The organism is Aquabacterium parvum (genome assembly GCF_001447195.1).
Lineage (GTDB): Bacteria > Pseudomonadota > Gammaproteobacteria > Burkholderiales > Burkholderiaceae_C > Aquabacterium > Aquabacterium parvum.
The window spans coordinates 14,911-36,153 of sequence record NZ_LFRI01000045.1 but is presented as its reverse complement, the minus strand read 5'-3'; the positions used below and the strand labels follow the sequence as shown (position 1 = coordinate 36,153).

Here is a 21,243-nt window from a genome sequence, read left to right as displayed (position 1 = left end):
CGCCCTGTCACTCTGTGCGCAGGAAGCCAGCGCTGGCGCGCCAGCGTTCCAGCAGGCGACGCCCGATCACGGTCAGGCAGGCCGCACAGGGCAAAGCCACGACGATGCCCCAAAAGCCCAACCACTGGCCGAACAGCATCAGGGCCAGGATGACCCCCAGGGGATGCAGGCCGATGCGCTCGCCGACCAGCCGGGGCGTCAGCGCCACGCTTTCGATCACCTGACCCAAACCATAGACGACGGCGACGCCAACCAGCGGTTGCAGCACGCCTTCGCCTGCTGCGGCGAACTGCAGCACACCAGCCAACAGGGCCAGCAACAGGCCCAAGCCAAAGCCCAGGTAAGGGATGCAGACCGCCAGGCCGGTGAACACGCCGATGGGCAAGGCCAGATTGAAGCCGAACAGGCTCAGGCCCACGCTGTAATAAACGGCAAGGATCAGCATGACCAGCGCCTGCCCACGCAGGTACTGTCCCATGAGAGAGTCGACCTCGTCCAGCAATTCGTTCAGGGCGGAACGCACCCGCCAGGGAAGCAATCCACGCGCAGCCTGCGTCAGGCGGTCCCAGTCCAGCAACCAGTAAAAAGCCAGCATGGGCACCAGGAAGGCATAGCCCAGCAGCGCGAACAGCCCGCTGCCACCCGCCACCGCAGAACGCCAAAGCGCACTGCCCCACTCGCTGCCATGGGTTTGCAGCAGCTCGACGAGTTGTGCCTTCATCTGGTCGATGGAGCTGGGCACCTCCACCCCCAGGGCAGTCAGCCTGGGCGCCAGCGCCTGCCAGGCCTGGGTCAACAAGTCGGGCAACTGGGAACGGATCATGGGCACCAGTTGCGACACGATCGGCACCAGCAGCAACAGCAACACCGAAGCCGTGAGGAAGACCATCAGCAAAGACAGCGCGACGGCCAGCACGCGGGGCACGCGCGCCCCGACCAGCCGGTCGACGCCGGGTCGCAGCACATAGGCCAGCACCATGCTGAGCACAAAAGGCAACAAGACACCGGCGTGCCACCAAAGCACGGCCGCCACCAAGGCCAGCACCAGGCAACGGACGATGTTCTGCGGAAGGGATGAGGACGAGGCGACCATCAGGCACGCATTCTATCGAGCACGAGGGCAGGACATGGCGCCTACCCAGCGGCGCGTCCGCGCAACGCTCAGCGAGCAAGCGAACCAGCAGGGCTCAGTTGCCGCCGTAAACCGCGCGGCGGGCGTCGTCGAGTTGGGCTTCCAGCCAAGCAGGGTCGCGTTGAGTCTCGGGCCTTGACTGGTACTCCAGCACGATGGCCGACTCCCGGCGCTTGTACTCGCTCAGGCGATCGGCCTCGCGCCGGGCCTGGTCGGCATCGGGTTGTGGCGCAGCCGCCTGCAGGATCTTGATGCCCTCGTCGATGCGCTGACGTCGGCGCGCCTCGTCGGGCTCCAGGTCGGACCACAAAGCGCTGAGCAGCAATTGCGCCTCGCCCATGGTCACCTCGCCCTCTTTGAGGCGTTCCGGCACCTGCTCGACCAGCGAGGCCGCCACCTGCCGGCGCAAGCCGACATCGGCGGAGTCACGCAGCCCCTGCCACTGGTCGAAGCGCTTTTGAAAACGCAGGTAGGCCACCACGCGCTTGAGTTCGGCTTCGGGATGCGACGACTGCTTCATCGCGTCCTTGAGGGCCGCCCATTCCTGTGCAGAAAAGTCTTCCGGGCGCCCGTCAGAGAGCAACGTGGGCTCTTGCAGCCCGGCTCTGGCCGCCGCCTCGGGCACGCCTGAAGCGCCACGCGCCAGGGTCGCAGCGTCTCCCCCGGCCGCAGCGGCCGAACGCCCCTGCCAGACCCACCAGGCCACAACAGCGGCCACGGCAACGCCCATGCACAAGAGCGTGAACCAGGTTCGCTGCCAGAACTGAGGACGGCTGTAGGAAATCATGGACGGGTTGAGGGCTTCGGGTTGCGGCGATTGTCTGCACGCCTGAGAGCCACGGATGATGGGACAAACCCCCTGAGCTCCCCCGAGCGAGCGCCGCCTGACGCAGCGGCGCCCCAGGGCTCCACTACACTGGCGCCCTCTTCTCCCCGCTCCCCATCGCATTCCCGGTCACCGCGCATGAACCTGTCCGCCCTAGACCCCTTGACGATCGCCGGCCTGGGTGCCGTCGTTGCGTATTTCATTGGCTCGCTGTCCTTCGCCGTCATCGTCAGCCGGGTGTTCGGCCTGGCCGACCCCCGCAGTTACGGGTCCGGCAACCCGGGCGCCACCAATGTGCTGCGTTCTGGCAACAAAGCAGCAGCCATCTTGACCCTGCTGTTCGATGCACTCAAGGGCTACGTGCCGGTGGTGGTGGCCTGGCAACTCGGGCTGCCCGAGCTGGTGGTCACGGCGGTGGGTCTGGGCGCATTCATCGGGCACCTGTGGCCCATCTTCTTCAAGTTCGAAGGTGGCAAAGGTGTGGCGACGGCAGCCGGCGTGCTGCTGGGCTTCGCGCCTGCGCTGGGCGGCTTGGTGCTGCTGGTCTGGCTCACCATGGCCATCGTCTTTCGCTACTCGTCGCTGGCGGCGCTCACGGCCTCGCTGGCTGCGCCCGTCATCCAGGCCTGGGGCTGGGGTGTCGGGCCCGCCACGTTTGGCACCGTCGTCATGAGCGCGCTGCTGATCTGGCGCCACGAGGCAAACATCCGCAAGCTGCTGGCCGGCCAGGAAAGCAAACTCGGCCAGAAGGCGCCCGCAGCGACCGACCAGCAAGCTCCCAAGGGCTGACACGGGTCGGCACGAACTGGGCACACACAGCATGACCCCGCCCTCAGCAGGACGCCCCACCCTGAAATCCCTGCTGGGACTGATGGCGCTGGTGGCCGTTTTCTGGGGCGGCGCTCGAGGGCTCGACAGCTGGCAGGCATCCCGATCTGCTGCGGCCGTGCGGGAGCACAGCCAGCGGGTGGACATCACGCTCTACACGACCTCGACGTGCCCTTACTGCGCGAAAGCCATCGCATGGCTGAATCAGCACGAAGTGCGCTGGCGGGAATGCAACGTTGAAACCGATGCCGCTTGCCAGAAGACCTACGTCGAACAAGGCGCGCCGGGCGTGCCGCTGGTGCGCGCCGGAGAACTCTGGCACCTGGGTTTTCATGCCCCCTGGCTGGCCGAGGCCCTGGCTGCACAGGACAAGGGCGATCCGCCTCAGTCGCTCAAGCCCAGCCGAGAGAGCTCCCCGCGCCCTTGACGCAACACCTGCGCGCCACCCTGGCTCAGGTCGATGACGGTGGTGGGCGCCATGGGACACGCCCCAGCATCCACAACCGCCTGAATGCGCTTTTGCAGGGCCTCGCGGATGAGTTGTGCATCGTTGAGAGGCTCGACCTCATCGGGCAGGATCAGGGTGGTGGCCAGCAGCGGTTGGCCCATTTCGGTCAGCAGCGACTGCGTGACGCGGTGGTCTGGCACCCTCAGCCCGATCGTGCGCCGCGAGGGGTGCGACACCCGCCTGGGCACCTCTTTCGTGGCCTCCAGGATGAAGGTGTATGGCCCTGGCGTGGCCAGCTTGAGCAGCCGGTATTGCTGGTTGTCGACCCGCGCGTAGCTGGCCAGCTCGGAGAGGTCTCGGCACAACAGCGTCAGGTGATGGCGCTCGTCAACGCCACGGATGCGCCGCAGCTGATCCACCGCGGACTTGTCGTCGAGGTGGCAAACCAGGGCATAGCTGGAATCGGTGGGCACCGCGACCACGCCGCCCTGGTGCAGGAACGCTGCCGCCTGCTTGAGCAATCGAGGCTGGGGGTGTTCCGGGTGAACTTCAAAAAGTTGGGCCATGGCCCGAGCCTATCTCGAATGCCGCACCGTCGAATGTCAAAGCAGCCCCAGCGGACCCACGAGGCCTGGCCTCAAGGCCGAAGGATGCGATCCTGCAACGCAGCCCAGACAGGCGTGACCTTGCCTGGCAAGTCTGGCAGCGCACCCAAGTCGGTGTGGCTCTCGGAAGGGTCGTGGAAGTCGGAGCCACGTGAAGCCAGCAAATCGAACTCGATGGCCATGTCGGCGTAACGCGCGTACTCGGCCACCGTGTGGCTGCCGGTGACGACCTCGACACCACGTCCACCGTGAGCTTTGAACTCGCTGAACAGGGCGAACTCTTCGTTCGGCGTGAAGTCGTATCGCCCGGGGTGCGCGATGACGGCCACACCCCCAGCTCCGGTGATCCAGCGCACGGCGTCGCTCAGACGCGCCCAGCTGTGCGGCACGAACCCGGGTTTGCCTTCGGCAAGGTAGCGGCGAAACACGTCGTGGGGATCGGCGCAAACGCCGATTTCGACGATGTAGCGAGCGAAATGCGTGCGAGAGATCAAGTCAGGGTTGCCGACAAACTTCAGCGCACCTTCGAAGGCGTCCGGGATGCCGACTTTGGCCAACTCGGCCCCGATGTCGCGAGCGCGGCGCTCACGGCCATTGCGTGTGTCAGCCAGGCCCTGCAGCAGATGCGGGTCATCGGGATCGAACCCCAGCCCGACGATGTGCACCGTCTTGCCGGCGAATGTCACCGAGATCTCTGCGCCAGGCAGGTAAGCCATGCCCAGACTCGCCGCAGCAGCGTGTGCACGGTGCTGACCACCGACCTCATCGTGATCGGTGAGTGACCACAGCGCCACCCCGTTGGCAGCGGCGCGCTCGGCCACCGCCTCCGGGGTCAGGGTGCCGTCGGAGACGTTGGAGTGGCAGTGCAGGTCGGCGTTGATCAAGTGCATGGTTGTCACATGCTAACAATCGGCAGGCAGCCCGACCAACTGAAGGGTCACTGCGGGCGCTCGGAGCCCCAGCGGCTCGCCGAGCGCGCATGGCGGGCTTGCTGAACCGCCAGCGCCTGAAGGCTGCCCAGCGTCAGTTCGCGGATGAGTTGTTCGTTGACGGGTTGGCGATAGCGAAACTTCACGTGGCGCATGCCCTTGCCCGCGCCTTCCAGCTCAGGGAACTCGCTCAGCAGCATGACACCGTTGAAGACCTGCAGGTGGGCATTGGCCTTGAACAAGACGAGAGCCAGCACGTTGTCGTGCTCGTTCATGAAACACAGATTGCCCCATTTGACCTCGGGGCGAAGATGAGGCGCAGCGGCCAGGATGGCGCGGTGCATGATCTGGGCGGTCTCGCGCTGCTCGGGCCGCAGGCTGTCGTAGAACGCGTTGACCAGTGCAGGTGATTGAAGGGGTCTGCGCATGGAGGTCGGGGGCCAGGTAGGGGTGCAACTTCAGACACGGGCACCGCCACACCCCCTCCCACGGATCGGGCGCAGGCACCTTGGTGCTTGCGCAGACCAGACGGGGTCACTCTCTGCCGTTTATCGGGCACGCCCCAGCAAAGGGGCTCGCCATTGTTCGCAGTCGGGCGACCACCAGTTTGCAGCAGGCGCCTCGTGTCTGCCCTCATTGTAACGGAGCGTAATGAAACCTGTGCATTGTGGATGCCCGCAGCCCAGGCCTTTTCACGTGACGAAAATCACGCTCCCGTCGCGTTCCCATCAGGTCTTGGGCAAGGTCACGCCACGCTGGCCCTGGTACTTGCCGCCGCGGTCTTTGTAGCTGGTTTCGCAGACCTCGTCGCTTTCGAAGAACAGCACCTGCGCGCAACCCTCGCCTGCGTAGATCTTGGCCGGCAGCGGCGTGGTGTTGCTGAACTCGAGGGTCACGTAGCCCTCCCACTCCGGCTCGAACGGCGTGACATTGACGATGATGCCGCAGCGCGCGTAAGTGCTCTTGCCCAGGCAGATGGTCAGCACGTTGCGCGGGATGCGGAAGTACTCGACGGTGCGCGCCAGCGCGAAGCTGTTGGGCGGGATGATGCAGACGTCGCTCTCGATGTCGACGAAGCTCTTTTCATCGAAGTTCTTGGGGTCAACCACCGTGCTGTGGATGTTGGTGAAGACCTTGAATTCCGGCGCGCAGCGGATGTCGTAGCCGTAGCTGCTCGTGCCATAGCTGACGATCTTGTGACCATCGGCGGCGTAGCGAACCTGGCCCGGTTCGAACGGTTCGATCATGCCGTGCTCTTCGGCCATGCGGCGGATCCAGCGGTCGGACTTGATGCTCATGGGTGTGCTCCTGTGACGTCGGTCGACATTGTGCTTGATCCGAAACGCCCCTCAAGCGTGCGCACCAAGCTGGCACCCGAATTGCATGCCGTACCGCACAAACACAAGCGTCACCCACGATGGTGCACGTAACCGCTGAGGTAACCATGTCTGACCACAAAGCCTTCATGCGATCGGGGCACATGCCGACCCTGCTCGCTTCATTCCTCTATTTCGATTTCACCTTCGCCATCTGGGTGCTCAACGGCGCCATGGCCCCCTTCATCAGCGAGACGTTCAACTTGAGCGCGGCCGAGAAGGGTTTCATGATCTCGGTGCCCATCCTGGCCGGCGCGCTGATGCGCTTCCCCCTCGGCCTGCTGGCGCAGTACATCGGGCGCAAGAGCGCCGCGATGGTCGAGATGGGGTTGATCGTGCTGGCCCTGGCGTTTGGCTACTTCTTCGTCGACACGCACAACGAGGTGCTGGCCATGGGCGTGCTGCTGGGCATCGCCGGCGGCAGCTTCGGCATCGCACTGTCGCTGGGCTCAGGCTGGTTCCCGCCCAAGTACAAGGGCTTGGCAATGGGCATCGCGGGCGCTGGCAACAGCGGCACCGTGCTGGCCGTTCTGTTTGCCCCACCACTGGCCACGAAGTTTGGCTGGCAGGCGGTTTACGGCCTGGCTGCGTTCACCATGCTGGTGCCCATGATCGTGATGGCGATCTGCGCCAAAGAGCCACCTGATCGCGAAGAACAAACCTTCCGCGAACACACCGCCTGCCTGTACGAAAAGGACGGCTGGGCCTTCAGCCTGATCTACGTGATCACCTTCGGCGGCTTCATCGGCCTGGCCAACTTCCTGCCCACCTACTTCTACGATCAGTTCAAGGTCACCAAGATCGAAGCGGGTCAGCTCACCATGCTGGCCACGCTGATGGGATCGGCCACCCGCGTGCTGGGCGGTTGGCTGTCCGACCGTTGGGGCGGCATCAACACGCTCACCGCGGTGCTTTCGATGGTGATCGTCACGCTGGTGATCTGCGGCCTGATGGGTCAGAGCCTGGTCTTGACCACCTTGCTGTTCATGCTGTGCTTTGCCTCCCTGGGTGCAGGCAATGGCGCCCTCTTCCAATTGGTGCCCCTGCGCTGGCCGCTGACCACGGCGGTGGCCGGATCCATGATCGGCGAACTCGGCGCGCTGGGCGGCGGCTTCATCCCCAATGCCATGGGCCTGTCCAAGCAGCACCTGGGCACCTATTTCTACGGTTTCCTGGCCTTCGCCGTCCTCGGCGTGGCCGTGCTGGCCATGATGCGCGTCATGCAGATCCGCTGGACGCGCACCTGGGCAGAAAAAGGCGGGCGCGCCCGCACTTCCGGTGGCACTTCGGCCGCGTTCAATCAGACCGCAAGCTCCAGCCGCTGAACCTCACCCCGAGGCCACCGTCACGACGGGGGCGGGCTCACGAGGCCCGCTTCCGATCGCCGAAAGCAGTTGATCCGTTTCTGTCGTCGGACACCCCGCGAGGCCACCGCCTGCGGGGTTTGTCGTTTGTGGGCGCGCCTTGCATCGTGTGCTGCCCAACGCCTCAGCGGCCGCTGGGCAGGAAGGCCAGCCAGTAAGCCAGTAACACGTTGAACAACACCGACACACCCAACGCGATCTTCCAAACCGCGGCAGGATCGCGCTGAAGCAGTGGCGAAACGGGCGGCGCACTCAAGGGCCTGGACGCACCCCTCTCCAGGGCCAGCAGCATTTCTTCAGCGGTCTCGAAGCGCTGCTTGTGATCGCGTGCCACGGCCTTGAGGACAATGTGGTCCAACCAGATGGGCACGTCAGGTCTCAGGCGCGAGGGCGGCACCGGGTCGCGTCGGAAGCGGGCCGTCTGGTAGGGTTCGATCTCGCCATGGGGCAGCCGACCCGTCAGCCACACGTAGAGCGACACGCCCAGCGCGTAGAGGTCGGACTGGAAGGTGGCGCGGGCCAGCGCTGGGTCGTCCCCCCACTGCTCGGGGTTCATGTAGCTGGGGGTGCCCGCGTGCAGCACGCGCAGGGACTCAGGCTCTTTGCCGGACAAGGCCACACCCAAATCGAGGATGCGCCACTGACCATCGTCACCCAGGTGCAGGTTGTCGGGCTTGATGTCCCGGTGAATGACGCCATGCTGGTGCAAGCGCCCGAGGGTGCGCACCAATGAGGTGATGCCCGACACGATTTCGTGCACCGGGAATCGCTGCCCCTGGTTGAGCATGTGGCCGAGCGTTTGCCCCGCCAGCCAATCGGAGAGCGTGTAGAAGAAGGTGGGCTGCTCGGGCTCGACCACGTGCAGGAAGCCGCGCGCTTCGCGCTCGGACACCCGCGCGCCCAGCCAGGCCTCGTGGGCCAGCATCTGGCGCTCTTCGGGGTCGCTGGCGCGCGCTTCGTGCAAGGTCTTGAGGGCCTGCACGCGGCCGCTGGCCAGGTGCTTGACGCGGTAGACACGGTGCACGCCGTTGTTGAACACCAGGGCCTCGACCTGCATGCCGTCGATCACCTCGCCGTCTTTCAGGCGCTGAGGCACCGGCAGTTGATGGCTGCGTCGGGTGTGGTCTTCCAGGGTGGCGGCATCGAGCCCCGTGACGCGGATCACGAGCGCGGTGGCGTTGTCGCGCCCGCCCGAGGCCAGTGCCTTGGCCACCATCGCATCGGCGGCCTCCTGCGGGCTGCCTTGCTGGGCAAACTGCTGGATCTGCCGGGCTGAGAGCACGCCATGCACACCATCGCTGGTGAGCACGAAGACATCGTGCACCTGCAGGTCGCCGCTGAAGTAATCCACCTTCACGGACTCGTCGAGGCCGATGGCACGCGTCAGGCCATTCTGAAAGGTCAATTGCCCCAGGGTGTGGTCCTGCGTGAGCAAGGTGCACTCGCCATGGCGGATCAGCCAGGCGCGGGTGTCGCCCACGTGGGCCAGGGTGTAGCCATGGGCGCGCAGCACCAGTGCCGTGAGCGTGCTCATGCCGGCGCCGCCCGTTCGATCGTCGCTGCGCACCGACTGGCGGCGGCGATTGTGGTCGACCAGCCAGGCGTTCTGCGACGAAATCAGGCGCTCAAGGGCGACGGTCGGGTCCCAAGTGGCGGGGGTGGCGTACCAGTCGCGCAGCAGGCCCATCACGGTGGTCTGGGCAGCTTCTTTGCCCAGCCCCCCCTGCGAGACCCCATCGGCCACGGCCGCGATGACGCCCCAGGCGGCTTCGCCAGCGGCCGGGCGTCGCACCGCAGCGAAATCTTCCATGTCGGTGCGGGGCCCGCGTTCGCTGGCCCAGCCGATGTCCACGTCGAAACTCATGTCTTCCTCAGCAGGAGCGTGTTTTGGTCTTGCCCATGGCGCTCACGCACACTCATGGTGCCACGCCCGTTTTCGATGCAGCTCGCAAGATTTGCGCCCGCATTCGGTGCAACGGGTCTGCGCGCCCCTGGCCCTTTAATTGCTTGCATCCACGGCACAAAAAGATTGATACCGCTGATGGAGCACGCACATGACCAAACAGAAATTGGTGATGGTGGGCAATGGCATGGCTGGCGTTCGGGCCCTGGAAGAGCTGCTCAAGCTCGCCCCCGACCTGCATGACATCACCGTGTTCGGGGCCGAACCGCACCCGAACTACAACCGCATCATGTTGTCACCGGTCCTGGCCGGTGAACAGACGATCGACGAGATCATCCTCAACCCGGTGAGCTGGTACGAGGAGCACGGCATTCGCCTGCGCATGGGCCGCAAGGTCACGCGCATCGACCGCGCGCGTCGGGTCGTCATCGCCGACGATGGCTCGGAAGAGCCTTATGACCGCCTGCTGCTGGCCACGGGCTCGAACCCCTTCATCTTGCCTGTGCCGGGCAAGGAGCTCGAAGGCGTGATCGCCTACCGCGACATCGCCGACACGCAGACCATGATCGCCACCGCCGCCACGCACCGCCACGCGGTGGTCATTGGCGGCGGCCTGCTGGGCCTCGAAGCGGCCAACGGCCTGCGGCAGCGGGGCATGGAGGTCACCGTGGTGCACCTGGCGCCCTGGCTGCTCGAGCGCCAACTTGACGAGGTGGCGGGCAAGCTGCTGCAGCGCGCGCTCGAAGATCGAGGCATCCGCTTCCTGCTGCCCGCGCAAACCGAAGCCTTGCTGGACGATGGCGCGGGTCGTGTGCGAGCCGTGCGCTTCAAGGACGGCCAGGAAGTGCTGGCCGATCTGGTGGTGATGGCCGCCGGCATCCGCCCCAACACCGAACTGGCGCGCAACGCCGGCATCGGCTGTGCCAACGATGGCCGTGGCGGCATCAGTGTCACCGACACCATGCAGACCGTCACCGACCCGCGCATCTACGCCGTGGGCGAGTGCGCATCGCACCGGGGCGTGGCCTACGGACTGGTCGCCCCCCTGTACGAGCAGGGCAAGGTGGTGGCCAACCACCTCGCACGCCTGGGCATTGGGCGCTACCTGGGCTCGCAGGTCTCAACCAAGCTCAAGGTCACCGGCATCAACCTGTTTTCTGCGGGTGACTTCATGGGTGGCGACGACACCGAGGAGATCGTGCTGTCCGACCCGATGGCTGGCACCTACAAGAAGCTGGTGATCCGTGGCGACAAGCTGGTCGGTGCCTGCCTGTATGGCGACACCGAAGACGGCAGCCAGTACTTCCAATTGATCCGCGAAGGCCGGTCGATCTCTGCTCACCGTGACCGCCTGATGTTTGGTGCGGTCAACGATCCTGCGCTCCAGGCTGCGGCCTGAGTCAGCGCCTTCCATGCAATGCGCAAGCGGCCATGAGGCTGCTGCGCGTCAGGTTTCAGCATGTACCAGTTGTACAACGATCAACGCCGCACCTGCCTGAAAGGGCTGACAGGCGTGGCCCTCACCGCCTTCATCGTGCCCATGTCCATGGCGCCCGCCACAGCAAGTGCACAGGTGATCGACCTCAACGATGCCATCAACAAGGCAGGCCGCCAGCGCATGCTGTCGCAGCGCATGGCCAAGGCCTGGCTGGCCATCGGGCAAGGCGTCGAGCCCGCCAAAGCCGAGCGCATCCTGGCCGAGTCGATGGCGCTCTTCGACCGGCAACTGGTTGAACTCAAGGCATACGCCCCACAGCCGGCCGTCCGCACCACTTACCAGCAACTCGAGGGTGTCTGGGCCGACTACAAGCTGGCCCTCGTTGGCACCGCCCCCAAGCGTGAACAAGCCGCCAAGCTGCTGAGCCTGGACGCCCAGGTGCTGGCGCTGGCTCACCAGGGCACCATGCAACTCGAGAAACTCTCGGGCAAGCCCGTGGGGAAGCTGGTCAATGTGGCAGGGCGCCAGCGCATGCTCTCGCAGCGCTCGGCCAAGTGCTACCTCAGCCTCACCTGGAGCGACGCCGACCCCGTTCAGCAGCGCGAGCTTGAAACCGCCAAACGCGAGTTCCTCAGCGCACTGAGCCTGCTCGAATCGGCACCGGAGGTCACCACCACCATCCGCGAAGAGTTGTCTCTGGCCCGCCAGCAGTGGGCCTTCTTCGACAATGCGCTCAGCCGCCTCGACCGCCAGGCACGCACCCCGCGCCACAGCGCCGAAGTCCTGCGCAGCAGCGAAAACATCCTGCAGATCATGGACCGGGTGACCGGCCTGTGCGCGCGACTGACCTGAACCACCGCCCCACCATGAAGACCATCCCCATCGCCGCTGCCACCCAGGTCACCCGCGCCACCTGCCCGTACTGCGGCACCGGCTGTGGCGTGCTGATCGAGTCGCGCGAAGACCAGATCGTGCAGGTTCAGGGCGACCCGGATCACCCCGCCAACTTTGGCCGCCTGTGCACCAAGGGCAGCACGCTTCACCTGACCGCCGCCGAAGCTGTGACGAAGCAGACTCGCCTGCTGCACCCCATGCGCCGCGCCAGTCGCCATGCGGAGCCCGAGCGCATCGGCTGGGACACCGCCATGGACGAGGCCGCCGATCGCCTGGCTGCCATCGTGCGCCAGCACGGCCCACAGGCCGTGGGCTTCTACGGCTCGGGCCAGTTGCTCACGGAGGACTACTACGTCGTCAACAAGCTGGTCAAAGGCCTGCTGGGCACCAACAACCTCGACACCAACTCGCGCCTGTGCATGAGCAGCGCGGTGGCCGGCTACAAGGTCACGCTGGGCAGCGACGCCCCACCCGCCTGCTACGAAGACTTCGACCACGCCGGCACGCTCTTCATCACCGGCTCGAACACGGCCTGGGCCCACCCCATCCTGTTCCGCCGCATCGAGGCCGCGCGCCAGGCCAATCCCGGCATGAAGATGATCGTGGTCGATCCGCGCCGCACCGAAACCGCCGACATGGCCGACCTGCACCTGGCCATCCAGCCCGGCACCGACGTCGCCCTGTACCACGGCATGCTGCACATCCTGGCGCGCGACGGCCTGCTCGACCAAGCCTACATCCGCGACCACACCAGCGGTTTCAGCGACTTGCTGGAGGTCGTGCAGTCACACACGCCCGAGCGCGTCAGCGAGGTCTGCGGCATCCGCCGCGAAGACCTGGAGCAGGCCGCGCGCTGGTTCGGTCAGCAAACGCCCACGCTTTCTCTCTACTGCCAGGGCCTGAACCAGAGCAGCCAGGGCACGGACAAGAACGCCGCGCTCATCAACCTGCACCTGGCCACCGGCCAGATCGGCAAGCCGGGCGCAGGCCCCTTCTCACTGACCGGGCAGCCCAACGCCATGGGCGGCCGCGAGGTGGGCGGCATGGCCAACCTGCTGAGTGCCCACCGCAACCTGGGCAGCGAGATCGACCGCGCCGAGGTGGCCGCGTTGTGGGGGCTGCGTGACGTGCCTTCGCAACCCGGCAAGACGGCGGTCGAGATGTTCGAAGCGGCCGCTCGCGGTGAGATCAAGGCGCTGTGGATCGCCTGCACCAACCCCGCCCAGTCGCTGCCCGACCAACACACCGTGCGCAAGGCGCTGGAGCGAGCCGAGCTCGTTGTGGTGCAGGAAGCGTTTGCCACCACCGCCACCTGCGCCTACGCCGACATCCTGCTGCCCGCCAGCACCTGGGGCGAAAAGGACGGCACCGTCACCAACAGCGAGCGCCGCATCAGCCGCGTGCGCTCGGCCGTGCCCGCAGCAGGCCAAGCCCGCCACGACTGGGCCATCTTCACCGACATCGGCCGCCGCCTGGAGGCCCGCCTGCCCGAGCGCACCTCGCGCTACCTGCCAGGAACCGACACCCTCTTTCCCTACACCACGCCCGAATCCGTCTGGAACGAGCACCGCGAAAGCACCCGTGGACGCGACCTCGACATCACCGGCTTGAGCTACGCCCTCCTGGACGCCAAAGGCCCCCAGCAATGGCCCATGCCCGAAGGCGCCACCGAAGGGCGCAAACGCCTCTACACCGACGGCCGCTTCGCCACACCCGATGGCCGCGCCCGCTTCGCCGCCGTGCGCCCCTTGCCCGTGCGCGAGGTGCCCGACGAGCGCTTCCCCTTTGCACTCAACACCGGCCGCCTGCGCGACCAGTGGCACGGCATGAGCCGCACCGGCACGCTCGGACGCCTGTTCGGACACGTGGCCGAGCCCAGCATCGAACTGCATCCGGCAGACATGGCCGAGCTGGGCCTGAACGATGGCCAGCTCGTGCAAGTCACGTCACGGCGTGGTCAGCTGCTGATCCCGGCCATGGCGCACGAAGGCATGGGGCGCCAGCAGGGCTACATCGCCATGCACTGGGGTGAGGAGGCCTTGGGTGGCTTCGATGCACACGGCCGCCGCGTGACCGGCGTGAACGCCCTGACGCAGCCGGCGTTCTGCCCGACATCCAAGCAGCCCGAACTCAAGCACGCGGCCGTGCGCCTGACCCCGGTCGACTTGCCCTGGAAACTGCTGGCCGTGGCCTGGCTGCCCGCCGACCACGCCTTGGACCTGCGCGAGCAGCTCAAGGCTTGGATGCGGCGCTTTCCGTTCACGGCCTGCGTGCCCTTCGGCCGAGAGCCCGATGAACAGGGGCGTGTGGGGCTGCTGTTCCGTGCGGCATCGCCCTCGCCCATCGACGCCACCACGCTCGACGAACTGGCCGCGTTGTTCGGCATGGTCGGGCCCGGCGTCATGCGCTATGACGACCCCAAACAAGGTCAGCAGCGCCGCATGCAGGTGGCGCAAACCGAGCAAGGCCGCCGCCTGCGCGCCTTCCTGATGGTGGGCGAGCTCGCCTCGGAAAAGTGGGTGCGCCCCCTGCTCCAGGACGACCTGGCCATCGACGAACTCGGCACGGCCCTGCTCGCGCCAGGCGACACACCGCCGGTGGCCACTGCCAGCCGGGGCAAGCAGGTGTGCACGTGCTTCAACGTCAGCGACATCGCCATCACCCAGGTGCTGGGGCGTTGCAACGGCAGCGCCGAGCAGCGCCTGGCCAACCTGCAAGGCGAGCTGCGCTGCGGCACCAACTGCGGCTCCTGCCTGCCGGCGCTGCGCAAGCTGGTGCAGCAAACCCCGTTCAACACCGCAGAAAGCACCTCGGAGGGCAACCCGACAAACGCCTCGGCCACCGCCTGACGGGATAATCCTGCCCTGACGCAGGATCACCACCAGACACCACGCCGAGGCAACATGGGCATCGCCGCACACATCAAGGTCATCGGCCGGGGCAAGGAAGGCGCCCGACCGCTTTCTCGCGAGCAGGCGCACGACCTGATGTCGCAAGTGCTTGATGGCCAGGTGACTGACCTGGAAATCGGCGCTTTCTGCCTGGCCATGCGCATCAAGGGCGAAACGCCCGACGAGCTCATCGGCTTCCTGCAGGCCACCACCGAGCGCTGCATCGACCTGCGTCCTGCCCTGGCGGCTGCGCCTGGCGGGGTCGTGCTGCTGCCCTCCTACAACGGTTCGCGCAAGCTGCCCAACCTCACACCGCTGTTGGCCTGGGCACTGGCCAGGCGCGGTGTGGGCGTGCTGGTGCACGGCCCGGCCACGGATCCCACCCGCGTCACATCGGCGCAAGTCATCGCCGCTGGGGGCTGGCCGCAAATCAAGGACGCCGCGCAACTGACCACGTGCTGGCAGGCGGGACACCCCGCCTTCATCGACGTGGCAGACCTTTGCCCCAGCGTGGCCCGCCTGCTGGACGTGCGCTGGACGGTGGGCCTGCGCAACCCTGCGCACACCATCGTCAAGCTGCTGGACCCGTTCGCACTGGGCATGCCTGTTGACGCGGACCGCGACGCCTCGCCCACGCCGCCACGCCTGCGCGTCATCAACCACACCCACCCCGAATACGGTGAATCGCTCGCAGGCTTCATCGCCTTGAGCGGCGCCGATGCGCTGCTGATGCGTGGCACCGAAGGCGAACCGGTCGCCGATGCGCGACGCCAACCTCGCTTCGACGTCTTCCTGCGCGGGCAGCGACAAGACGCGCTCAGCCGGGCACCCGTCGAGGGCGTGCTGGTGTCGCTGCCTGAGCTCCCCGAAGGCCGGGAGGCCGACGTCACCGCCAGCTGGATCGATGCGGTGCGGCACGACCCTCAGCGCCTGCCAGCATCCATCGATGCCCAGGCCGATTGCCTGGTGCAAGCGCTCTCGCGGGCTCAAGCGGCCTGAGCCCACCTGCGCCAGCGGACCGTCGCCCCAGGGCCGCCACGGACAGCTCGCTGAGTTGCCGCGGCTCAGTCCTTCGTGTCGCTGGACTCGATCACCGTCTTGACCTGCGGCGCAGGCGGCTGGTTCATGCGCGTGAGCACCAGGATGCCCAGCAGCACGGTGCCGGTGCCCAGCATCAAGCGAGCGGTCACGGGCTCATCGAGGAACCACGAGGCCAGCCAGATGGTCGACAGCGGCCCGACCATGCCAACCTGGGCCGCCGCCGAGGCCCCCAGCAACTGCACGCCGCGCATCACCAGCCACACCGGCAACACCGTGCAGGCCGTTGCGTTGAGCGCCGACAGCGCCCAGACCTGCCAGGGCAAGTGCGTCACCCGCCCCAGGCTGCCGTCGCTGAATGCGTGCACCGACCACCACTGCGCCAGGCACATCACGCAAGCAGCGCAAGACGCCAACCCCACCAGGCGCATGGAGCCCAGTTGCTGAACCAGCTGCCCACTGCCCATCAGGTAAATGGCATAGGACAAGGCACTGAAAAACACCAGCACGCTGCCAATGGCCACGGCAGAGCGGGCATCCAGCCCCTGCGTCGTGTCGGACACCATGTGGGCCACGTCCCAGTCGTGGAGGAACACCATCAGCACACCCGCGTAGCTGATCATCAGCGCCAGCACGTGCACCCCACGCAAACGCGCGCCCAGGAAGCACACCGACAACAACAGCACCAGGCTGGGGTTGAGGTAGAGGATCGCGCGCTCCAGGCTGGCGCTGATGTACTGCAAGCCCAGGAAGTCGAGCGTGCTGGCGAGGTAGTAGCCCGTGAACCCCAGGCCGATCACCTGCCAGACCTGGCGGCGGCTGAGTGGCAGTCGCCCATCCGGGCCCGAACTGCGGCCCGCCCACCAGGCCATCAACAGGAACATCGGCAAGGCCATGGCCATGCGCAAGCCCACCACGGAGATCGCGTCGGCGCCATGGCGGTACATCAGCTTGGCCACGATGGCCTTGCCGGAAAACGCCACCGCGCCTGCCAAGGCACAGAGCAGGCCCTGCGTTCGGCGGTCTCGGGTCAGCGCGGACATGGGGGAAGTCAGGCCAGCAAGGGACATCGCGTCACCTTACCTGAAAACCCTTGGTTGGCCGGATGACAGGGTCTCCCCTGCCGCGCATGCAGGGGCTCCGCTGGGTTTTCGGGACAAAGTGCGCTCGGCCACCGCTTGAAATTCGCGCACACTTGGACGGTGCCCAGGCGCTTGGCCGCTCGGGTGCGCACATGTCTGACTCTGCCGTCACGAAGATGCCTTTTGCACGCATGCCAAAACTTGTTCACACCACGTCGATTGCCCTGATCTCCAGCTTGCTGTGCCTGTCGATGGGAGCGGCTCGGGCCGAACCTGCTGTGGCCACCAAGCCCGCAGCCAGCCAGAAGAAGGCCGACAAAAAAGCCGAGGAGAAGCAGGAAGTGGTCGAGCTCAACGACCAGGACCCCGCCATGAAAGCGGCCTTCAAGAAAGCGCAGGGCTCGCTCGATGAGTTCCTCAAAATCCATGCGGCCAACGACCCCAACGTCGATGTCGAATCCGTGCGCGTGCGCCTGAGCGAAGGCAAGGTGACCGAGTACGTCTGGATCCACCCCTTCGAGAAGGACGGCAACGGCTACAAGGGCAAGGCCAACAGCGTGCCCAGCCGCCTCAAGAAGCTGGTCGTGGGTGGCCAGGTGAGCTTCAAGCGCGAAGACATCGTCGACTGGACCTACTTCGAGATCAAGGCCCGCCGCATGCATGGCAACTTCACCACCTGCGTGCAACTGGCCAAGGCACCAGCGGCCGAGGTCGAGGCGCTCAAGAAATCCTACGGCCTGGACTGCAGCAAGAACCTCTGAGCCCAGCGGGCCCTCACGGGGGCCGCGTTCGCCGCCCGCACGGGCCCGAAACCGCGAATGGCCTCGGCCGACTCGGCCAGCTCGCAGGCAAGCGCATGCTGGCTGGCGCTCAGGCCTTCCAGCAGCTGCCCCAGCAGCGCCTCGTACTCGCGCAAGGTCGCCAGCTCGTCACGGCGGGTGGCGCTCCAGCGCAATGGGTCGAGCCAGGTGTTGCGCCAGCGGCGTGCCTTGGCCAAGCCGCTCAGCAAGGGCAACCACGCCTGACCGAACGCCCGCTTGGCAACGCGTCGCACCGCACCACCGCCCTCACCCAGTGCAGGAGGTGCCAGGTGAAACACCAAACGCCAATCACCCTCGAACTGCGCCCCCAGCTGTTGCTTGAAGCGCTCTGAGGTCAACAGGCGGGCCACCTCGTATTCGTCCTTGATGGCCATCATCCGAAACAGCTGGCGGGCAACGGCCATGCTCAGGCGCAGCTTGGTCTGGCCGACCCGCGCATCCAGCATCTCCTCAGCCAAACGAAAGCGATCGACCCAGCCCTTGTAGCGCAGGGCCAAGGCCTCGTCCTGGTAGTCGGTCAACCAGGCCATGCGATGGGCCACCAGCGCGTCGAGCTCCGCTGCCGTGCCACCCTGACCAGCACCGGCCTTGGAGCCCAGCCACTGCACCGGTTGCGCCGGCATCGTCAGCCGCGCCACGCGCACCGGGTCGTGCGCCACCTGCCGCCCCCACTCGAAGGCCGTCAGGTTGCGCTCGACCTGGACACCGTTGAGCTCGATGGCCCGGCGCAGCGCCTGCCCACTCAGCGGCACCCAGCCCATCTGCCAGGCAAAGCCCAGCATCATCGGGTTGGCGTAAATGGCGTCGCCCAGCAGCTTTTCAGCCAGGGCCACGCTGTCGAAACGCTTGATGGACTCGGCGCCCACGGCATCGGCGAGCACGTGGTCGCACTGGCCCGATGGGTAATGCCAGTCTGGCGACGAGACCACCGACGCGGTGGGCGTGTGGTGGGTGTTCAGGGCGATGCGGGTGCGCCCCTTGCGCATGACGCTCAGTGTCGTGGGCAGCGACGCGACGATCGGGTCACACGCCATGACCAGGTCGGCCTCTGCCGTGCCGACTTTGGTGGTGTGGATGGCCTCTGGCCGGTTGGCGATCTGCACATGGCTCCAGGTGGCGCCACCTTTTTGGGCCAGCCCTGCGGCCTCCTGGGTGACCACGCCGCGCCCTTCGACGTGGGCGGCCATGCCGAGCAGCTGCCCGATGGTGATCACGCCCGTGCCACCGATGCCCGCCACGACGATGCCCCAGGCCCGTGTGGCGTCAGGCAGCTGTGGATCCGGCACGGGTGGCAGCTTGCGCACGTCGGGCGTGCCGGGCTGCGGCTTGGCGCCCTTGAGCTGTCCGCCCTCGATGGTGACCAGGCTGGGGCAGAAGCCCTTCAGGCACGACAGGTCCTGGTTGCAGCTGCTCTGGTTGATGCGCCGCTTGCGGCCCAGCGGCGTGTCCACCGGCTCCACGCTCAGGCAGTTGGACTGCACGGTGCAATCGCCACAGCCTTCGCACACCTCTTCGTTGATCACGACGCGGGTGGTGACGGCCGGCATGCTGCCGCGCTTGCGGCGGCGGCGTTTCTCTGTGGCGCAGGTCTGGTCGTAGATCAGGGCCGTGCAGCCTTCGGTTTCTCGCAACTCCTTTTGCACACGGTCCAGGTCGTCGCGGTGGAACAGGTCCACGCCAGGGGCCAGGTCGTGCACATCGGCGTAGCGGCTGCGGTCGTCGGTCACCACCACGATGCGGCGCACGCCTTCGGCGTGCAGCTCGCGGGTCATGGCGGGCACGGACAGGTTGCCGTCCAGCGGCTGCCCACCGGTCATCGCCACCGCGTCGTTGTACAGGATCTTGTAGGTGATGTTGACCTTGGCGGCCACCGACTGGCGAATGGCCAGCACGCCCGAGTGGAAGTAGGTGCCGTCGCCCAGGTTGACGAAGACGTGTTTCTCGTCGGTGAACGGGGCTTGGCCCACCCAGGCCACGCCCTCGCCGCCCATCTGCGAGACCAGGCCCGTGTTGCGGTCCATCCACTGCGCCATGTAGTGGCAGCCGATGCCAGCCATGGCGCGCGAGCCCTCGGGCACGCGGGTGGAGGTGTTGTGCGGGCAGCCGCTGCAGAACCAGGGCGCGCGCTCGGGGCCGGCCGTGGTGTGCGCCAGCGAGCGCTCCTTGTCTTCGATCACGCGCAGGCGCTCGGCGATGCGCTCGCGCAAGTGCGATGGGGCATCGGCCAGCAAGCCGAGTTTTTCAAGGCGCTGCGCCACGGCCTTGGCGATCAGCGCAGGGTTGAGGTCGGCCTGGGCGCGCAGCAACCAGCGGCTGGCGGGGTGCGGGTGCGACCACTCGCCACCGGTCTGGTCGCCATCGGATTCGGTGAACTTGCCCAGCACGTTGGGGCGCACGTCTTCGCGCCAGTTGTAGAGCTCTTCCTTGAGCTGGTACTCGATCATCTGGCGCTTTTCTTCGACGACCAGGATCTCCTGCAGCCCTTGCGCGAACTCGCGCGTGATCATCGCATCCAGGGGCCAGACCACGGCCACCTTGTGCAGGCGCAGCTTCAAGGCACGGCAGGCCTCCTCGTCCAGCCCCAGGTCATGCAGGGCCTGGCGCAGGTCGTTCCAGGCCTTGCCACTGGCCATGATGCCCAGCCGTGCGCCTTCGCTGTCGAGCACCGTGTGGTTGAGCCGGTTGGCCCGCACATAGGTCAGCGCGGCGTACCACTTGTGGTCCATCAACCTGGCCTCCTGGGCCAGCGGTGCGTCGGGCCAGCGGATGTGCAGACCGCCTTCTGGCATGTCGAAATCGCCCGGCAACACGATGTTGACGCGGTCCGGGTCCACCGACACCGTGGTCGACGACTCCACCACCTCCTGGATGGTTTTCAGCGAGGTCCACAGGCCCGAGAAGCGGCTCATCGCGAAGGCGTGCAGGCCCAGGTCGAGGATCTCCTGCACATTGCTCGGGAAGAACACCGGCAGGCCACAGGCCTTGAAGATGTGGTCGCTCTGGTGGGCCAACGAAGAGCTCTTGGCCACGTGGTCGTCACCCGCCACCGCCACCACGCCGCCATGTTGCGAGGTGCCCGCCATGTTGGCGTGCTTGAAGACGTCGCCGCAGCGGTCCACGCCCGGGCCCTTGCCATACCAGATGCCGAAGACGCCGTCGAAACGCTGCGGCCCCGGCGTGAGCGCGAGCTGCTGCGTGCCCCACACGGCCGTGGCGCCCAGCTCTTCGTTGACGCCGGGCTGGAAGACGATGTGGTGCTTGCTCAGGTGCTCGCGGGCCTTCCACAGCGCCTGGTCGTAGCCGCCCAGGGGCGAGCCCCGGTAGCCGCTGATGAAGCCGGCGGTGTTCAGGCCGGCCATGGCGTCGCGCGTGTGCTGCAGGATGGGCAGCCGCACCAGGGCCTGGATGCCGCTCATGAAGGCGCTGCCGCGCTCGAGCGTGTACTTGTCCTCCAGGGACAACGAAGCGAGGGCCTGGAGCACTTCGGGGGGAAGTGGCGCGTTCATCGACGACCTCCTGGTGGCGGTCGCGCGGCACGGTCAGGCTGACCTGGGCGGCAAAGCTCGTGGCTCGTCGGTGCGGCGCGCGGCCGGAACCCTTTGATGAGCCCCAGTTTAGGCCGACGCCCCCCAGCGCCATCCCGTGGTTTCACGGGGTCGAAAGCGGCC

Annotated in this window: 16 protein-coding genes and 1 pseudogene; 8 read left to right on the top strand and 9 right to left on the bottom strand. The window is 66.6% G+C overall.

Annotated elements, in window-relative coordinates; translation table 11 throughout:
• Positions 1–7: 7 nt before the first annotated feature.
• On the bottom strand, positions 8–1,093 hold the full coding sequence (locus ABG80_RS00915) for an AI-2E family transporter (RefSeq protein WP_058085917.1): 1,086 nt from the start codon (positions 1,091–1,093) through the stop codon (positions 8–10).
• A gap of 94 nt (positions 1,094–1,187) precedes the next feature.
• The gene (locus ABG80_RS00910) at positions 1,188–1,919 is read right to left on the bottom strand and encodes a hypothetical protein (protein ID WP_058085916.1); all 732 of its coding nucleotides are present in this window, start codon (positions 1,917–1,919) and stop codon (positions 1,188–1,190) included.
• 177 nt (positions 1,920–2,096) lie between these two features.
• On the opposite strand from ABG80_RS00910, the gene plsY reads away from it, so the two are divergent.
• A complete protein-coding gene (plsY, locus tag ABG80_RS00905; RefSeq protein ID WP_152987397.1) occupies positions 2,097–2,747 on the top strand; it encodes a glycerol-3-phosphate 1-O-acyltransferase PlsY in 651 nt (216 codons plus the stop codon).
• 31 nt (positions 2,748–2,778) lie between these two features.
• Complete coding sequence (locus ABG80_RS00900; protein ID WP_083505693.1) at positions 2,779–3,213, top strand: glutaredoxin family protein; 435 nt, start codon at positions 2,779–2,781, stop codon at positions 3,211–3,213.
• Here the strand turns inward: ABG80_RS00900 and ABG80_RS00895 are convergent.
• From ABG80_RS00895 to dcd, 4 genes are all read right to left on the bottom strand, one after another.
• A complete protein-coding gene (locus tag ABG80_RS00895) occupies positions 3,171–3,800 on the bottom strand; it encodes an L-threonylcarbamoyladenylate synthase (protein ID WP_058085914.1) in 630 nt (209 codons plus the stop codon). The two genes, ABG80_RS00900 and ABG80_RS00895, sit on opposite strands and share 43 nt — an antisense overlap.
• A gap of 71 nt (positions 3,801–3,871) precedes the next feature.
• On the bottom strand, positions 3,872–4,729 hold the full coding sequence (locus tag ABG80_RS00890) for a 3',5'-nucleoside bisphosphate phosphatase (protein ID WP_058085913.1): 858 nt from the start codon (positions 4,727–4,729) through the stop codon (positions 3,872–3,874).
• A 47-nt stretch (positions 4,730–4,776) separates the two neighbouring features.
• Positions 4,777–5,196 (bottom strand): DUF1801 domain-containing protein, encoded by a 420-nt coding sequence (locus ABG80_RS00885; protein ID WP_058085912.1) that lies wholly within the window; start codon positions 5,194–5,196, stop codon positions 4,777–4,779.
• Between the two features lie 300 nt (positions 5,197–5,496).
• Positions 5,497–6,066, bottom strand: a complete 570-nt coding sequence (gene dcd, locus ABG80_RS00880) for a dCTP deaminase (RefSeq protein WP_058085911.1) — start codon at positions 6,064–6,066, stop codon at positions 5,497–5,499.
• A 146-nt stretch (positions 6,067–6,212) separates the two neighbouring features.
• Between dcd and ABG80_RS00875 the strand changes: the two genes are divergently transcribed.
• On the top strand, positions 6,213–7,469 hold the full coding sequence (locus ABG80_RS00875; RefSeq protein WP_058085910.1) for an MFS transporter: 1,257 nt from the start codon (positions 6,213–6,215) through the stop codon (positions 7,467–7,469).
• A 163-nt stretch (positions 7,470–7,632) separates the two neighbouring features.
• Here ABG80_RS00875 and ABG80_RS00870 read toward each other — a convergent pair whose 3' ends face one another.
• Positions 7,633–9,372: a bifunctional protein-serine/threonine kinase/phosphatase gene (locus tag ABG80_RS00870; RefSeq protein WP_058085909.1), complete on the bottom strand. Its 1,740-nt coding sequence runs from the start codon at positions 9,370–9,372 to the stop codon at positions 7,633–7,635.
• 190 nt (positions 9,373–9,562) lie between these two features.
• On the opposite strand from ABG80_RS00870, the pseudogene ABG80_RS00865 reads away from it, so the two are divergent.
• The 4 genes and pseudogenes from ABG80_RS00865 to ybiB form a co-directional block, all read left to right on the top strand.
• Positions 9,563–10,783, top strand: a pseudogene (locus ABG80_RS00865) (NAD(P)/FAD-dependent oxidoreductase); the annotation flags it as partial.
• A gap of 87 nt (positions 10,784–10,870) precedes the next feature.
• Positions 10,871–11,701: a type IV pili methyl-accepting chemotaxis transducer N-terminal domain-containing protein gene (locus tag ABG80_RS00860; protein WP_058085908.1), complete on the top strand. Its 831-nt coding sequence runs from the start codon at positions 10,871–10,873 to the stop codon at positions 11,699–11,701.
• Positions 11,702–11,715: 14 nt separating this feature from the next.
• Positions 11,716–14,592, top strand: coding sequence for a nitrate reductase (locus ABG80_RS00855; RefSeq protein ID WP_058086029.1), 2,877 nt, complete (start codon positions 11,716–11,718; stop codon positions 14,590–14,592).
• A gap of 54 nt (positions 14,593–14,646) precedes the next feature.
• Entirely contained in the window at positions 14,647–15,633 is a 987-nt protein-coding gene (ybiB, locus tag ABG80_RS00850; RefSeq protein ID WP_058085907.1) for a DNA-binding protein YbiB, read from the top strand.
• A gap of 65 nt (positions 15,634–15,698) precedes the next feature.
• On the opposite strand, the gene ABG80_RS00845 is transcribed toward ybiB, so the two are convergent.
• The gene (locus ABG80_RS00845; protein WP_058085906.1) at positions 15,699–16,715 is read right to left on the bottom strand and encodes a DMT family transporter; all 1,017 of its coding nucleotides are present in this window, start codon (positions 16,713–16,715) and stop codon (positions 15,699–15,701) included.
• 230 nt (positions 16,716–16,945) lie between these two features.
• Between ABG80_RS00845 and ABG80_RS00840 the strand changes: the two genes are divergently transcribed.
• A complete protein-coding gene (locus ABG80_RS00840) occupies positions 16,946–17,515 on the top strand; it encodes a DUF2314 domain-containing protein (RefSeq protein WP_160322396.1) in 570 nt (189 codons plus the stop codon).
• Here ABG80_RS00840 and ABG80_RS00835 read toward each other — a convergent pair.
• On the bottom strand, positions 17,485–21,081 hold the full coding sequence (locus tag ABG80_RS00835; protein ID WP_058085904.1) for an indolepyruvate ferredoxin oxidoreductase family protein: 3,597 nt from the start codon (positions 21,079–21,081) through the stop codon (positions 17,485–17,487). The two genes, ABG80_RS00840 and ABG80_RS00835, sit on opposite strands and share 31 nt — an antisense overlap.
• Between the last annotated feature and the right edge of the window lie 162 nt (positions 21,082–21,243).